We start from the raw sequence: 16,010 nt of genomic DNA, 5'->3' as shown, positions 1-16,010 counted from the left end.
TGCGCGGCGATACTGGTTGCCACACCGACACACCCGTCGGCCGACCGATACGAACGTAGGAGATTTCAGTGAGCCGCAAAGCCATTCAGTGGACCGGGGTTTTCCCGGCCGTCAGCACCCAGTTCAAGCCGGACTTTTCCCTCGACATCGACGCCACGCACCGCGTGGTCAAGAACCTGGTGAACGACGGCGTGTCGGGCCTCGTGGTCTGCGGCACGGTCGGCGAGAACACGTCGCTGTCGACGAGCGAGAAGCTCCAGGTCATCGAGGCCGCACGCGACGCGGCCGGCGGCAAGATTCCGGTGATCGCCGGCATCGCCGAATTCACGACCGAATTCGCGCGCAACACGGTGCGGGAGGCGCAGCGCGTCGGCGTCGACGGCGTGATGGTAATGCCCGCGCTCGTGTACTCGGCGAAGCCGCACGAAACCGCCACGCACTTCCGGGCGGTCGCGACGAGCACCGACCTGCCGGTGATGGTCTACAACAACCCGCCGATCTACAAGAACGACGTCACGCCCGACGTGCTGATCGCGCTGCAGGATTGCGAGAACATCGTCTGCTTCAAGGATTCGTCGGGCGATACGCGTCGCTTCATCGACCTGCGCAATGCAGTCGGCGATCGCTTCGTGCTGTTCGCGGGCCTCGACGACGTCGTGGTCGAGAGCATCGCGGTCGGCGCCGAAGGCTGGGTGTCGGGCATGTCGAACGCGTTCCCGAAGGAAGGCGAGACGCTGTTCCGCCTCGCGAAGCAAAAGCGCTTCGACGAAGCGCTCGCGCTGTATCGCTGGTTCATGCCGCTGCTGCACCTCGACGCACGCCCGGACCTCGTGCAGTGCATCAAGCTGTGCGAAGAACTGGTCGGCCGCGGCAGCGCGGTCACGCGTCCGCCGCGCCTCGCGCTGCAAGGCGACACGCTCGCGGAAGTGAAGGCCATCGTCGCGAAGGCGCTTGAAACGCGCCCTGCGCTGCCCGACGTCGCTCTCTGATCGACGCCCCTGCGGCGGCGCGCGGGTTTGCCCGGTGCGTCGCCGTCCGCGGTCCGGCATGGCCCGCGGGCCCGTTCGCCCCGGCGCCAGCCCGCGCCGCGCGTGAACGGGCCGCGGCCCGCCCCGGTCGTTCGAACCGGGCGACGCCGGCCGGCAGGCGTGTGCGCTGCTCCGTCGGAGCGCGCGCCACGTGCGCCTGCACCGACATTCCCCAGGAGACACGCCCATGCCAGGCCAAGGCAATGCTCACCCGTCCGTCCCGCTTTCCCGTTCCGCGCACCCCGGCGCGGGTCACGGCAAGTTCAAGAAACAGTTGTCGCTGACCGATCTCACGTTCATCGGTCTCGGCGCCATTTTCGGCTCGGGGTGGCTGTTCGCCGCGAGTCACGTGTCGACGATCGCGGGCCCGGCCGGCATCTTTTCGTGGCTGCTCGGCGGCTTCGCGGTGCTGCTGCTCGGCATCGTCTACTGCGAACTCGGCGCCGCGCTGCCGCGCGCCGGCGGCGTGGTGCGCTACCCGGTGTTCTCGCACGGCCCGCTGCTCGGCTACCTGATGGGCTTCATCACGCTGATCGCGTTCTCGAGCCTGATCGCGATCGAAGTCGTCGCCGCGCGCCAGTACGCGGCCGCATGGTTTCCGGGCCTGACGGTCGTCGGGTCGAGCGACCCGACCACGCTCGGCTGGCTCGTGCAGGCAGCGCTGCTGTGCTTCTTCTTTTACCTGAACTATTCGAGCGTGAAGACGTTCGCGAAGGCGAACAACATCATCAGCCTCTTCAAGTTCATCGTGCCGCTGTCGGTGATCGCGGTGCTGTTCGTGTTCTTCAAGCCCGCGAACCTGACCGTGCACGGCTTCGCGCCGTTCGGCATGCCGGGCATCGAGATGGCCGTGTCGGCCGGCGGCATCATCTTCGCGTATCTCGGGCTCACGCCGATCGTGTCGGTCGCGAGCGAAGTGCGCAATCCGCAGCGCACGATCCCGATCGCGCTGATCCTGTCGATCCTGCTGTCGACGCTGATCTACGTGCTGCTGCAACTCGCGTTCATCGGCAGCATCCCGACGGCGATGCTCGCCGCCGGCTGGCACGACGTGAGCAAGGCATTCTCGCTGCCGTACCGCGACATCGCCCTCGCGCTCGGCGTCGGCTGGCTCGCGGTGATGGTCGTCGCCGACGCGATGATCTCGCCGAGCGGCTGCGGCAACATCTACATGAACGCGACGCCGCGCGTCGTCTACGGCTGGGCGAAGACGGGCACGTTCTTCAAGGTGTTCACGCGCGTCGACGAAGCGTCGGGCATCCCGCGCGCGGGCCTGTGGCTCACCTTCGGCCTCGCGATCTTCTGGACGCTGCCGTTCCCGTCGTGGGAAGCGCTGATCAACATCGTGTCGGCCGCGCTGGTGCTCAGCTATGCGGTCGCGCCCGTGTCGGTCGCCGCGCTGCGCCGCACCGCGCCCGACCTGCCGCGGCCGTTCCGCGCCAGCGCGTTCGGCATCACCGGCCCCGCGTCGTTCGTGATCGCCGCGCTGATCGTCTACTGGTCGGGCTGGAGCACGGTGTCCTGGCTGCTCGGCCTGCAGATCGCGATGTTCGCGATCTATCTCGCGTGCCGCCGCTGGGTGCCGACCGCGCACCTGAGCCTTGCCGAGCAAGTGCGTTCGTCCGCGTGGCTGATCGCGTTCTATGCGTCGATGATCGTGCTGTCGTATCTCGGCGGCTTCGGCGGCACGGGCCGGCTCGCGCATCCGTACGACACGGTCGTCGTCGCGGCCGTCGCGCTCGTCATCTACTACTGGGGCGCCCACACCGGCGTGCGCGCCGACAAGCTGCAACTCGACGACGACGAGGACTGACGCGCCCGCGCCCTTTCCCCTTCCATCGGCCGGGCGCAGCACGCCCGGCCCCGTTTTTCCCGAGGAAAACCATGCAACTCACAGGTCAGCTCCTGATCGGCCAATCGGCCGTCGCCGGACAGAACGGCACCTTCCACGCGCTCGCCGCCGCCACCGGCGAACCGCTCGAACCGGCGTTCGGCGGCGCGAGCCTGCACGACCTGGAAACGGCGTGCGCACTCGCCGACGATGCGTTCGACACGTATCGCGAAACGTCGCTCGACGCCCGCGCCGCGTTCCTCGACGCGATCGGCCGCCACATCATGACGCTCGGCGACGACCTGATCGAGCGCTGCGTCGTCGAAACGGGGCTGCCGCGCGCGCGCATCGAAGGCGAACGCGGCCGCACGGTCGGCCAGCTCGCGCTGTTCGCGTCGCTCGTGCGCGACGGCGGGTTTCTCGACGCGCGTATCGACCCGGCGCGCCCCGAGCGCAAGCCGCTGCCGCGCGTCGACCTGCGCCTGCGCAACGTCGCGGTCGGGCCCGTGGCCGTGTTCGGCGCATCGAACTTCCCGCTCGCATTCTCGGTGGCCGGCGGCGACACGGCGTCGGCGCTGGCGGCCGGCTGCCCGGTGATCGTCAAGGCGCATTCCGCGCATCCGGGCACGTCGGCGCTCGTCGGCCGTGCGATCCAGCAGGCCGCGCGCGAATGCGGGATGCCGGCCGGCGTGTTCTCGCTGCTGTTCGACGCGTCGCGCGAGATCGGCCAGGCGCTGGTCGCCGATCCGCGCATCAAGGCCGTCGGTTTCACCGGCTCGCGCCGCGGCGGCGTGGCGCTGATGCATATCGCGGCCGCGCGAGCCGAGCCGATCCCCGTCTATGCGGAAATGAGCTCGATCAATCCCGTGCTGCTGTGCCCCGCCGCGCTCGAGGCCCGTCACGACACCATCGCACCGCAGCTCGTCGCGTCGCTCACGCTCGGCGCCGGCCAGTTCTGCACGAACCCGGGCCTCGTACTCGCGATCGACGGCCCCGCGCTGCGCGCGTTCGAAGCCGCGGCGGCCGATGCGGTGCGCGCGGCGGCCGCACAAACGATGCTGACACCCCATATCCACGCGAGCTATGCGCAAGGCGTCGCGGCGCTGCGCGCCCACGATGCGGTCGAACTGCTGGCCGAAGGCGCGGAAGGCGGCCGTCACCAGGCCCGCGCGGCGCTGTTCGCGACGTCCGCCGACGCATTCGTCGCGCACCGCGAATTGCGCGACGAAGTGTTCGGCCCTGCGTCGCTGATCGTGCGCTGCCCGGACGCCGACACGCTGCATCGCGTGCTGAAATCGCTCGAAGGCCAGTTGACGATCGCCGCGCATCTCGCCGACGGCGACGCGACGCTGTTCGCCGCGCTGCGCCCGACGCTCGAACGCAAGGCCGGTCGCATCCTCGTCAACGGTTTCGGCACGGGTGTCGAGGTCGGCCACGCGATGGTGCACGGCGGCCCGTTCCCGGCGACGTCCGACACGCGCACGACGTCGGTCGGCGCCCGCGCGATCGAGCGCTTCCTGCGCCCCGTGTCGTACCAGGACGTGCCGGACGCGCTGCTGCCGGACGCGATCCGCAGCAGCAATCCGCTGCACGTGCCGCAACGCATCGACGGCGTGCCCGCGCCGCGCGAGGTGAGCCATGTCTGAGCGCACCGCCGAAGTCGTCCTGTCGCTCGACGAAGTCCACGCGCTCGCGCTGCGCGTGCTGACGCACAACGGGATGTCCGACGCGCATGCGCGGGCCATCGCCAACGTGATCGCGCAGGGCCAGCGCGACGAGTGCCACTCGCACGGCGTGTACCGGCTGCTCGTGTGCGTGCGCTCGCTGAAGAAGGGCAAGGTCGATCCGCAGGCCGTGCCGACGCTGCGCCGGCTGTCGTCGTCGATCGTCGCGGTCGACGCGCATCGCGGCTTCTCGCTGCTGAGCTTCGAGACCGGGTTGCCGGTGCTCGTCGAGATGGCGAAGCAGCACGGCATCGCCGCGATGGCGATCAACCACTGTTATCACTTCTCCGCGCTGTGGCCCGAGGTCGAGGCGATCGCCGCCGAAGGGCTGGTCGGCATCGCGATGAACCCGAGCCATAGCTGGGTCGCGCCGGAAGGCGGCCGCGAGCCGGTGTTCGGCACCAACCCGATCGCGTTCGCGTGGCCGCGCCCGGACGGCGAGCCATTCGTGTTCGATTTCGCGACGAGCGCGATCGCGCGCGGCGACATCGAGCTGCACGCGAAACAGGGCAAGGCGATTCCGTCGCACTGGGCGATCGACGCGGACGGCCAGCCGACCACCGACCCGAAGGCCGCGCTGCAAGGCGCGATGCGCACGTTCGGCGGCCACAAGGGTTCGGCGCTGGCGGCGATGGTCGAGCTGCTCGGCGGGGCGCTGATCGGCGACATGACGAGCCGGGAATCGATGGACTTCGACGAAGGCGTCGGCGCGACGCCCTGCCATGGCGAACTCGTGATCGCGTTCGATCCGAAGGTGTTTCTCGGCGACGATCTCGACGCGGGGCTCGCGCGCGGTGAGCGGATGTTCGAATCGATCGTCGCGCAGGGCGCGCGGCTGCCGTCGCAACGGCGCTTCGACGCCCGCGCGCGTAGCATCGCGAACGGCGTGCGGATTCCGAAGGCGCTGTACGACGAGATCCTGACGCTGCTCGACTGATGCGCGATCGGGCGGCACGGTGCGGCTTCATCGTCGGCGGGACGGGCGATGAAGCCGCCGCCCGGTTGCGCCGGCAATGGTTTGCATCGGGTGTCGTGCCTGGTGGGCTTGGTGGGCTTGGTGGCCTTCGTGCATTCTGCCGCCCCCGGCGCGGCGCGCCGCTCGCCCGCTCCCGCCGGCGCCGCCGGCCCGGCGGCTGTGGGATAATCGCGAAGTTTGCCCAGGGCGCAGCTCAAGAGGTTGTTCGCACGGGCGCGAGAGGGGCCTTTATTCCCGAGCCCCCACCCTTTTCCCGCGATATTTCTTCAGCCATCACCATGCCCACTTACCGTTCCAAAACCTCTACCGCCGGCCGCAACATGGCAGGTGCGCGCTCGCTGTGGCGCGCCACCGGCATGAAAGACGACGATTTCTCGAAGCCGATCATCGCGGTCGTCAACTCGTTCACCCAGTTCGTGCCCGGGCACGTGCACCTGAAGGATCTCGGCCAGCTCGTCGCGCGCGAGATCGAGGCTGCCGGCGGCGTCGCGAAGGAATTCAACACGATCGCGGTCGACGACGGCATCGCGATGGGCCATGACGGCATGCTGTATTCGCTGCCGAGCCGCGACATCATCGCCGACTCGGTCGAATACATGGTGAACGCGCACTGCGCGGACGCGATGGTGTGCATCTCGAACTGCGACAAGATCACGCCGGGGATGCTGATGGCCGCGATGCGCCTGAACATTCCGGTGATCTTCGTGTCGGGCGGCCCGATGGAAGCCGGCAAGACGCGTCTCGCGAACCCGGTCACCAAGACCGTCGAGCTGAAGAAGCTCGACCTCGTCGACGCGATGGTGATCGCGGCCGACCAGTCGTATTCGGATGCCGACGTCGCCGAAGTCGAACGCTCGGCGTGCCCGACCTGCGGCTCGTGCTCGGGCATGTTCACCGCGAACTCGATGAACTGCCTGACCGAAGCGCTCGGCCTGTCGCTGCCCGGCAACGGCACGGTGGTCGCCACGCACGCCGATCGCGAACAGCTGTTCAAGCGCGCCGGGCGCCGCATCGTCGAGCTGACCCGCCAGCACTATGAGCAGGACGACGAACGCGTGCTGCCGCGCTCGGTCGGCTTCAAGGCGTTCGAGAACGCGATGACGCTCGACATCGCGATGGGCGGTTCGACCAACACGATCCTGCACCTGCTGGCGATCGCGCAGGAAGCCGGCATCGACTTCACGATGAAGGACATCGATCGCCTGTCGCGCACCGTGCCGCAGCTGTGCAAGGTCGCGCCGAACACGAACAAGTACCACATCGAGGACGTGCACCGCGCAGGCGGCATCATGGCGATCCTCGGCGAGCTCGACCGTGCGGGCAAGTTGCACACCGACGTGCCGACCGTGCACGCGCCGACGCTGAAGGATGCGCTCGACCAGTGGGACATCGTCCGCACGCAGGACGAAGCCGTGCGCACGTTCTACCTGGCCGGCCCGGCCGGCATCCCGACGCAGGTCGCGTTCAGCCAGGACACGCGCTGGCCGAGCCTCGACCTCGACCGCGCCGAAGGCTGCATCCGCTCGTACGAGCATGCGTTCTCGAAGGAAGGCGGCCTCGCCGTGCTGACGGGCAACATCGCGCTCGACGGCTGCGTGGTGAAGACGGCCGGCGTCGACGAGAGCATCCTCGTGTTCGAAGGCTCGGCGCACGTGACCGAATCGCAGGACGAAGCGGTCGAGAACATTCTGAACGACAAGGTCAAGGCCGGCGACGTGGTGATCGTGCGCTACGAAGGCCCGAAGGGCGGCCCGGGCATGCAGGAAATGCTCTACCCGACCAGCTACATCAAGTCGAAGGGGCTCGGCAAGGCGTGCGCGCTGCTGACGGACGGCCGTTTTTCGGGCGGCACGTCGGGTCTGTCGATCGGCCATTGCTCGCCGGAAGCGGCAGCGGGCGGCGCGATCGGCCTCGTGCGCGACGGCGACCGGATCCGCATCGACATTCCGAATCGCACGATCGACGTGCTGGTGTCGGACGAAGAGCTGGCGCGCCGCCGCGAAGAACAGAACGCGAAGGGCTGGAAGCCCGCGCAGCCGCGTCCGCGCAAGGTGTCCGCGGCGCTGAAGGCGTACGCGAAGCTGGTCATGTCGGCCGACAAGGGCGCCGTGCGCGATCTGTCGCTGCTCGACGACTGATGCCGCGGGCTACGGGCGACCGGTAGCGCCTTACCTCGCTCCGCTTGCCCGATCCAAAAGCCGCTCTCCGGAGCGGTTTTTTTTCGTCCGGCGCCCGGAGCACCCGCGGCGCCGACCCTGTCAGTGACGGAGTTCGTCGGGGCCGCCGCCCCCGCCGCCGTGGTTGCCGCCACCGTTTCCGCCGCCTTGCGGCCGTGCATAACCGCCGCCCCCGCCACCCTGGCGTACCGGCGGCGGCATCGCACGGCCCTCTCCGCCGGGCGCAGGCGGCGGGCGCAGCACCGCCGGCGGTGGGCTGGCCGGACGCGTATTACCCGCCCCACCGGGCATCGGCGTCGGCGCCGGCGGGCTGGCCGGGCGCGTATTACCCGCCCCGCCCGGCATCGGCGTCGGCGGGCTGGCCGGACGCGCATTACCCACCCCACCCGGCATCGGCGTCGGCGGGCTGGCCGGACGCGCGTTACCCATCCCGCCCGGCATCGGCGTCGGCGGCGTTTGCGGCGTCAGTGCCGGTGCCGCCGGCGCCGGCACGCGGTTCGCGCCGTTCCAGCCGCCGCGCGTCGCCGACGGCCGCGTGTCGTGCACGGGCGGCGGGCCGCCCGGCGCGACCTGCATCGGCACGCCCGGTTGCGGACGCCCTTGCGCCGGCGGCACGCCGCCGGGGCCGAGCCTCGGCTCCGGACGATGCGCCCAGCGATCGCGGTCGGGATACCACGGGCGGTGCCGGTAATAGCGATCCCAGTACGCGCCGATCGCGAACCCGGTCACCGGCACGCCGATGATCGCGCCATATTCGAGCAACGGCACGTAGCTCCCCTGGTACGGATAGTCGAGCAACTGCGCATCGATCCAGCCGCGCACGCCCGGCAATGCGACGTCGCACCACGTGTAGTCGCTCAGGCAGCCGAATACGTCCAGCGCGGTGCCGGGCGGAATCTGCGCGACCACCGGATAATCGGGCGCAGGCCCGGCATACAGCTCGGCCGGCGAATTCGTGTAAGCGCTGCTCTGCGCATCGGCAACGCCCGGTGCGACCGCGAGGCCGGCCAGGACGACGCACAGACTTCGGACAATCGTGTTCCTCATGATGCTCTCCCGCGTCGCGCCGATGCTCGCCGGTCAGTGCCGATGGCCGCCGCCCCAGTGACCGCCGCCCCAATGACCGCCGCCCCACGGACGATGCCAGTACCCGCCGCGCCCGCCCCAGTATCCGCCGCCCCAGCGGCCCCAGAAGCCGATCGTCACGGGCGGCCCGTACCAGCCCGAGTAGTACGCCGGGTAGTAATACGGATACGGATACGGCGGCGGCACGTAGGCCGGGGCGACATACACGGGAACCGCCGTGTCGGTGTCGACCTGCGCCTGCGGCACGGTCGACTGGGCCGGCGCCGATGCGGCCGTTGCGACCGGAATGTCGCGCTGCGTCACCGCGGCAGGCACCGGCGCGTAATAAGGTGCGTAACCGTACGGGCTCGTGTAGTAGCAGCCGCCAAGCGCCAGTGCGGCCAGCGCGACGGCGGCGGGCCTCGCGGCGAAAATGGGGTTCATCTCGTACTCCGGCAGAATTCGCGCGTCGCCGCCGGGCGCGCGCCTGACTCTAGCTTACGTCCCCTGCAGATTTCCGCGCGTATGATCGGTTACTTTTTGTTTCCTCTCCCGGACGGCGAAGCAGGCACGCCGCGTGCTGACCCGTCCGCGGCGCCAACGTTGAAGTTGGGCCAAATGCCCTCAACTTGAACGATGTCGGGCTGACCGGCGCGGACGGGCGTCCGCGATCCACCGGCACCCGCAAACCGGCGAGCTTCGGCCCGCCCAGACAGGAACGCGGCTCGCGCCGCCATCGACATGACTACGCCACGCCCCACTTCCCGGGCGGACACACCGCTCGATCCGATCATCCAGTTGCTGGCGCTTGCCGGCGAGCAAGGTTATCTGACGCACGCCGACCTCGTGGACGCGCTGCCGCCCGAAAGCGACAGCCCCGACGCGCTCGACGTCGTGCGCGCCGCGCTTGCCGACATCGGCATCGCGGTACTCGACGAGCCGGCCGTGCCTGCGCCGTTCGCCGGCGCGGCGCCGGTCGAGGTCGATCGCGACGCGCTCGACGAAGGCCGAGCCATGCTCGGCGACCTCGCGCGCGGCACGAGCGCGTCGACCGATCCGCTCGCGCTCTACATGCGGCGCATGCACGCGGTGCCGCTGCTCACGCGCGAAGGCGAAATCGTGCTCGCCCGCGAGATCGAAACGGGCCGCCATCAGGTACTGCACGCGATCGCCGGCTATCCGCCCGCGGTCGACGCGCTGCTCGAGCGTCATCGCGCGACGGGCAGCGCCGGCTCGACCGGCTCGCCCGATGACGACGACGCCGGTGCGCCCGCGCCCGCCCGCTACGATGCGCTGCACCCAGCGGTGTCAACGCTGCGCGGCGCATTGCATGCGCATGGCAGCCGTTCGGCCGAATACCGCGACGCGCGCAACCACGTGGCCGCCCTGCTCGGTTCGCTCCCGTGGGTCGCGCCGGCCGCCGACGACGCGGGCCGTACGATACGCGCACTCGCGGCCGCCGCCCACGATCCGTCGGCGGTCGACGCGGCGTGCTTCGACGCGGTCGCCCGGCGCGCGCTCGCAGCCGCACTGAGCGACGGCCAGCAGAAGGTGCGCGACGCGACGCGTGCGATGCTCGAGGCGAACCTGCGGCTCGTGCTGTCGATCGCGCGCAAGTACCTGAACCGCGGCGTCGACCTGTCCGACCTCGTGCAGGACGGCTGTCTCGGCCTGATGCGCGCGATCGAGAAATTCGAATACCGGCGCGGCTTCAAGTTCTCGACCTATGCGACCTGGTGGATTCGCCAGGCGATCGCGCGCGCGGTCGCGGATCGCGCGCGCACGATCCGCGTGCCGGTGCACGTCGGAGATCAGTACCAGCGCGTGCAGCGGCATGCGCTGCGCTTTCGCCAGCGCACGGGCCGGCGGGCCACGCCGGCCGAGCTCGCGGTCGAAACCGGCCTCGACGAAGACAAACTGCGCGCGGTGCTTGCGCTGCCCGCCGAGCCGGTCTCGCTCGACACGCCGCTGCCCGACGCGGACACCGGCCTCGTGGAATTGATCGAGGATCAGGCCTCGGCCAGCCCGTTCGAGCAACTGGCCGACACGCGCATGCGCGAATGCGTGCGGTCGCTGCTGCGGTCGGTCACGCCGACCGAGGCCGACGTGCTGCGCCGGCGGTTCGGCCTCGGCGGCGCCGAGCCCGACACCTACGACGCGATCGCGCAGGATGCGGGGATGTCGCGCGAGCGCGTGCGGCAGATCGAGAAACGGGCGCTCGCCGCGCTGCGTACGGCCGCCGAGGCCGAGAACGCGCAGTCGTTTCTCGACGCTTGACCGCCCCGAGCGCAACGCACGGTCATGCCGCGTTCCGGCACGACCGTACGCTGCGCGCCTGTGCTACGTTTGTCATTGGCGCGCATCAAACTTTCTTCATCGCGCGTCGCGACGATGGTTGACAGCCGACCGGCGCGCCACTCGTCGCGCCCATTCCGTTTGTGCTTTCCGGGTCCCTCGCCATGCAGTCGACCGTCAGTCAGACGTACGAGGAAAACCGGCCCATCGCGGCGTGCCTGCGCGAGGCCGCGCAGTGGCTTGTCGACCAGGGCGCGAACCCGTACCGGGTCGCCGCGTACCGTGCGGCGGCCGATACGGTCGACGCGCTCGACCGCGACATCCGCGGCGTATTCGAAACCGGCGGCGTCGAAGCGCTCGGCGCGCTGCCCGACATCGGCGCGGGCGTCGCGCAGGCGATCGCCGAGCTGCTGGTGACGGGGCGCTGGCGCCAGCTCGATCGCCTGCGCGGCGATGCCGAGCGCGCATCGGCCTTCGAAGCGGTGCCGGGCATCGGCCACGCGCTCGCGCTGCGCATTCATGACGCACTGCACATCGACACGCTGGAGGAGCTCGAACGCGCGGCCCGCAACGGCCAGCTAGAAACGATCGCGGGCGTCGGCCCGCGACGCGCGGCCGGCATCCGCGCCGCACTCGACGACGTGCTGAGCCGCCGCCGGCGCTGGCAAGGTCACATGCAAAACACCGATCCCGGCACGGAACCGCCCGTCGAACTGCTGCTTTACATCGATCGCCAGTACCGCAACAAGGCGGCCGCCGGCGTGCTGCCGAGGCTCACGCACCGGCGCCTGAACGCGGACGGTTACGTGCCGCCGCCCGTGATGCACATGACCAAGGGCGGCTGGCATTTCACGGTGCTGAGCCAGCATGCCGCGATGCGCACGCCGGAAGCCGGGCGCTCGACCGACTGGGTCTCGCTCTACTTCTACGACGCCGTGCAGTGCGAGCACCAGCGCACCGTCTTCACCGAAACGTACGGCGCGCTCGTCGGCAAGCGGATCGTGCGCGGGCGCGAGATGGAATGCCGCGTGTATTACGCGGGGTGAGTCATGTGTCGACGGTGTTGCCGACGTCGAAGGCGGCATCAACGGCATCCCCTTTGGACGATCCGGCACGTCGAACTCGCCACGTCACCACCCTCCCGTCGAATCGCTACCGCTATGCCCCCGTCGCGCAGGCTCGCCGCCTACGCGCTTTCCGCCTTCGCGCGGCGTGCCGGATGACGATGCGCGGCAATACGCAGCAGCTTCCGGAACGACGGGCACTCGAGATGGTTCGCCGCCGGGCACACGGCCGCATGCCGCAGCGCATCGCGCACCGCGCCGAGACGGCGGATCGTGCGGTCGAGCTCGTCGGCCTTGCCATCGAGCTTCGCGCGATCGATCGCGGGCCGACCGTCGGCGCCGACCATCGCGAGAATGTCGTCGAGCGAGAAACCGGCCTCCCGGCCGAGCGCGATCAACGCCAGGCGCTCCAGCACCGACGCGTCGTATTGCCGCCGCAGCCCGTGCCGGCCGATCGGCACGATCAGCCCCTTTTCCTCGTAGTAGCGCAGCGTCGACGCGGGCAATCCCGTGCGCTGCGCCACGTCTGCGATGTCCAGTCGGCTCATGCTTGACCTCAAGTGAACTTGAAGTTGCAAGATAGTCGCTCGACTTCACGCAGACAAGCCCGGTGGAATCAGCCGCCGTCGCTGCGTTGCGCCGTTTCCTCGTAGCGATCGAGCGCGTCGAGCAGTTTGCCCGGCCGGCTCATCTCGGCCCGCAGCCTGGCGGCTTTCTCGATATCGGCCGGCGCGGTGAGCTTCGCGCCCTGATCGAGGTACTGCTGCGCGCGCGTCTCGCCTGCGGCGGCAGCCAGGCTCAGCAGCGCATTCGCGGCGATCGGATCGGATGCGACACCGCTGCCCGCGTAGTACTGCACGCCCAGCCGGAACAGCGATGTCGCGGCACCCTGGGCCGCAGCGAGCCGATACCATCTCGCCGCTTCGGCGTCGTCCTTGCGCACGCCCTGCCCGTTTTCGTACATCAGGCCGAGATTGTTCTGTGCGTTCGCGTCGCCCTGTTCCGCGGCGAGTCGGTACCACTTGAATGCCTCGGTGTCGCTCTGCATCACGCCGCGCCCGCTGTCGTACAGGTAACCGAGGGCGTTCTGTGCTTGCGGCTCGCCCTGATCGGCCGCGCGCCGATACCATTTGGCGGCTTCCGCGACATCCTGCGGCACGCCGGTCCCGGCGTCGTACATCAGCCCCAGATACAGTTGCCCTCTCGGCAGGCCCTGTTCGGCCGCGCGCCGGTAAAGCCGCACCGCTTCCGCGCTGTCCTGCGGCGCGCCTTCGCCGTCCTCGTATGCGCGGCCGAGATTGCACAACGCATCCCCATTGCCCTGCGCGGCCGCGCGCCGATACCAGCTCACGGCCTCCGCCCGGCTTTGCTCGACGCCGATACCGGTTTCGTACAGCGTGCCGAGATTGTTCTGCGAGGCCGCGTCGCCCTGATCGGCGGCCCGCCGGTACCATTTCGCGGCTTCGGCGGGATTCCGTTCGACGCCGTCGCCGTGCTCGTACATCAGCGCGACGCTGAATTCGCCGTCCAGATCGCCGCGCTTCGCCTTCGCCATCGCCGCGTCGAACGTCCCGGGCGCATCGTCGTGCCCGAGCCAGGCGGTGCCGCCCCCGACGATCAATACCAGCGCGAGCGCGATGAGAATCGCAATACGGGCTTTCCGGCCCATTCGTGCCTCGGTCATCTCTCAGTGTTCTCTTTTTTGTGGTTGCAACCGGTACGCCCGACCGCGCACCGACATCACTCGCCGCCGCAGTCGATCAGGTTGCGGCGCACGCGCCCGAGCAGGCGCACCAGCGTATCGCGCTCGTCGGGCGTGAAGCCGCGCAGCCCGTCGTCGGCGACGGTATCGCCCACCTCCAGCATCTGCGGAAAGATCTCGCGCGACTTGTCGGTCAGCCGGATCACGAACGCGCGGCGGTCGTCGTCGTTCGCGACGCGCTCGATCCACCCATAGCTTTCCATCCGGTCGAGCAGCCGCGTGAGCGAGATCGGCGTGATCTCGAGCCATTCGGCGAGCCGCGCCTGGTTCATCTCGCCCTTCCACGTCAGGTACGCGAGCACGCGGCTTTGCGCCCGCGTCAGCCCGATGCGCTTCGCGCGCCGGTCGAACAGGCGCCCGTTCAGGCGGGCCACGTCGGCGATCAGGTAACCGATCCGGTTCTCGTAGGTCTTGTCCATGCGGCGATTATAGGGTCAAGCCGGAACCGACCCGACGCTGGCGACTCGGCAATAAGCGGCTATATAATGAGCATGCTTATAATTTGCGCCATACCGGATCGCCGCGCACGGCGACCGCCCCACGGAGACACCCGCTTGAACCCCGCCGCCGACGCCCCCGCCTCGTCCGCCCTGAACCGGCCGATGCTGACCCTGTCGATCATGCTCGCCACGCTGATCCAGACCCTCGACAGCACGATCGCGAACGTCGCGCTGCCTCACATGCAGGGCACGCTGTCCGCGTCGCAGGACGAAATCACGTGGGTGCTGACCTCCTACATCGTCGCCGCGGCAATCGCGACACCGCTCACCGGCTGGCTGTCCGACCGGCTGAGCGTGAAGCGGCTGCTGATCGTGTCGATCGCCGGCTTCACGGTTGCGTCGGCGCTGTGCGGGCTGTCGGAGACGCTCGTGCAGATCGTCGGCGCGCGGCTGCTGCAGGGTGTGTTCGGCGCCGCGCTGGTACCGCTGTCGCAATCGATCCTGCTCGACATCAACCCGCGCGAGAAACAGGGCCAGGCGATGGCGATCTGGGGGATGGGCGTGATGGTCGGCCCGATCCTCGGCCCGACGCTCGGCGGCTGGCTCACCGACAGCTACAACTGGCGCTGGGTGTTCTTCATCAACGTGCCGATCGGCGCATTCGCGCTCGCCGGCGTGATGACCTTCCTGCCGGCGCGCGCGCCGCGCCCGCACGTGAAATTCGACGCGTTCGGCTTCGCGACGCTCGCGCTCGCGATCGGCGCGTTCCAGGCGATGCTCGACCGCGGCGAACAGCTCGACTGGTTCGGTTCGTACGAGATCCGCATCGAGGCGCTCGTCGCGGCGCTCGGCTTCGCGTTCTTCCTCGCGCATACGGCGAGCGTCGGCAAGGCGTCGTTCTTCAAGTCGGAACTGCTGCGCGACCCGAATTTCGCAACAGGCACGCTGTTCATCTTCGTGGTCGGCGCGGTGCTGTATGCGACGCGCGCGCTGCTGCCGCCGATGCTGCAGAACCTGATGGGCTACCCGGTCGCGACGACGGGCCTCGTCACCGCACCGAGCGGCGCCGGCACGATGATCGCGATGCTGTTCGTCGGGCGGCTGCTGAAATACGTGGATGCGCGGATGCTGCTGCTCGCGGGGCTATCGATTTCCGCGCTCGCGCTATGGCAGATGATGCAGTACACGGTCGTGCTGTCCGAAGCGGACATCGTGTGGCCCGGCGTGATCCAGGGCTTCGGTCTCGGGCTCGTGTTCGTGCCGCTGAGCGCGCTGTCGTTCTCGACGTTGCCGCCCGAGCTGCGCGCCGACGGCACGGCCACCTACAGCCTGATGCGCAACATCGGCAGCAGTATCGGCATCTCGATCGTGCAGACGCTGATGACGCGCAATACGCAGGTCGCGCATGCCGACCTCGCGGCCCACGTCACGCCGTTCGATCCGGCCGTGCAGGCGATCGCCGGCAGCCGCGTCGACATCGCACTGCTCGACCGCACGATCAACCAGCAGGCGACGATGATCGCGTACCTGAACGATTTCAAACTGATGTTCGTCGCGACGCTGCTGATGATCCCTCTGTTGCTGCTGATCCGCCCGCCGCAGAAGGCGGCGAGCGTCGACGTCGCGCATGCGGCGATGGATTGACGAG

The 16,010-nt window shown here is 69.3% G+C and carries 13 protein-coding genes; 8 read left to right on the top strand and 5 right to left on the bottom strand.

All coding sequences use genetic code 11. From position 1 onward, the window contains the following. The first annotated feature begins 68 nt into the window (after positions 1–68). From WS89_RS02285 to ilvD, 5 genes are all read left to right on the top strand, one after another. Positions 69–989: a dihydrodipicolinate synthase family protein gene (locus WS89_RS02285; protein ID WP_059789374.1), complete on the top strand. Its 921-nt coding sequence runs from the start codon at positions 69–71 to the stop codon at positions 987–989. 226 nt (positions 990–1,215) lie between these two features. Further along, positions 1,216–2,841: an APC family permease gene (locus tag WS89_RS02280; RefSeq protein ID WP_059500733.1), complete on the top strand. Its 1,626-nt coding sequence runs from the start codon at positions 1,216–1,218 to the stop codon at positions 2,839–2,841. A 71-nt stretch (positions 2,842–2,912) separates the two neighbouring features. After that, positions 2,913–4,505 carry an aldehyde dehydrogenase (NADP(+)) gene (locus tag WS89_RS02275; protein ID WP_059789373.1) on the top strand — a complete coding sequence of 531 codons (1,593 nt, stop codon included), beginning with the start codon at positions 2,913–2,915 and terminating at the stop codon, positions 4,503–4,505. Further along, positions 4,498–5,520, top strand: coding sequence for an Ldh family oxidoreductase (locus WS89_RS02270; protein ID WP_059789372.1), 1,023 nt, complete (start codon positions 4,498–4,500; stop codon positions 5,518–5,520). Before WS89_RS02275 ends, WS89_RS02270 begins: the two co-directional genes overlap by 8 nt. Before the next feature lie 317 nt (positions 5,521–5,837). Further along, positions 5,838–7,697 carry a dihydroxy-acid dehydratase gene (gene ilvD / locus WS89_RS02265; protein ID WP_059500736.1) on the top strand — a complete coding sequence of 620 codons (1,860 nt, stop codon included), beginning with the start codon at positions 5,838–5,840 and terminating at the stop codon, positions 7,695–7,697. Positions 7,698–7,817: 120 nt separating this feature from the next. On the opposite strand, the gene WS89_RS02260 is transcribed toward ilvD, so the two are convergent. Both WS89_RS02260 and WS89_RS02255 read right to left on the bottom strand, forming a co-directional pair. Beyond that, positions 7,818–8,783: an SH3 domain-containing protein gene (locus tag WS89_RS02260; RefSeq protein ID WP_059789371.1), complete on the bottom strand. Its 966-nt coding sequence runs from the start codon at positions 8,781–8,783 to the stop codon at positions 7,818–7,820. A 33-nt stretch (positions 8,784–8,816) separates the two neighbouring features. Further along, the gene (locus WS89_RS02255) at positions 8,817–9,245 is read right to left on the bottom strand and encodes a hypothetical protein (protein WP_059789370.1); all 429 of its coding nucleotides are present in this window, start codon (positions 9,243–9,245) and stop codon (positions 8,817–8,819) included. A gap of 297 nt (positions 9,246–9,542) precedes the next feature. On the opposite strand from WS89_RS02255, the gene WS89_RS02250 reads away from it, so the two are divergent. Then, on the top strand, positions 9,543–11,078 hold the full coding sequence (locus WS89_RS02250) for a sigma-70 family RNA polymerase sigma factor (RefSeq protein ID WP_059789369.1): 1,536 nt from the start codon (positions 9,543–9,545) through the stop codon (positions 11,076–11,078). A gap of 182 nt (positions 11,079–11,260) precedes the next feature. Continuing rightward, positions 11,261–12,142 carry a helix-hairpin-helix domain-containing protein gene (locus WS89_RS02245; protein ID WP_059789368.1) on the top strand — a complete coding sequence of 294 codons (882 nt, stop codon included), beginning with the start codon at positions 11,261–11,263 and terminating at the stop codon, positions 12,140–12,142. Positions 12,143–12,282: 140 nt separating this feature from the next. On the opposite strand, the gene WS89_RS02240 is transcribed toward WS89_RS02245, so the two are convergent. The 3 genes from WS89_RS02240 to WS89_RS02230 form a co-directional block, all read right to left on the bottom strand. Beyond that, complete coding sequence (locus tag WS89_RS02240; RefSeq protein WP_059789367.1) at positions 12,283–12,708, bottom strand: helix-turn-helix domain-containing protein; 426 nt, start codon at positions 12,706–12,708, stop codon at positions 12,283–12,285. Between the two features lie 68 nt (positions 12,709–12,776). Beyond that, on the bottom strand, positions 12,777–13,829 hold the full coding sequence (locus WS89_RS34825) for a tetratricopeptide repeat protein (RefSeq protein ID WP_306454011.1): 1,053 nt from the start codon (positions 13,827–13,829) through the stop codon (positions 12,777–12,779). A gap of 71 nt (positions 13,830–13,900) precedes the next feature. After that, on the bottom strand, positions 13,901–14,341 hold the full coding sequence (locus WS89_RS02230) for a MarR family winged helix-turn-helix transcriptional regulator (protein WP_027782799.1): 441 nt from the start codon (positions 14,339–14,341) through the stop codon (positions 13,901–13,903). A gap of 135 nt (positions 14,342–14,476) precedes the next feature. On the opposite strand from WS89_RS02230, the gene WS89_RS02225 reads away from it, so the two are divergent. After that, complete coding sequence (locus WS89_RS02225; RefSeq protein ID WP_059789365.1) at positions 14,477–16,006, top strand: DHA2 family efflux MFS transporter permease subunit; 1,530 nt, start codon at positions 14,477–14,479, stop codon at positions 16,004–16,006. Positions 16,007–16,010: the final 4 nt, after the last annotated feature.

The sequence above is a fragment of the Burkholderia sp. MSMB1072 genome (assembly GCF_001524725.1).
Classification (GTDB): domain Bacteria; phylum Pseudomonadota; class Gammaproteobacteria; order Burkholderiales; family Burkholderiaceae; genus Burkholderia.
This window is presented reverse-complemented; position numbering and strand designations above follow the sequence as displayed.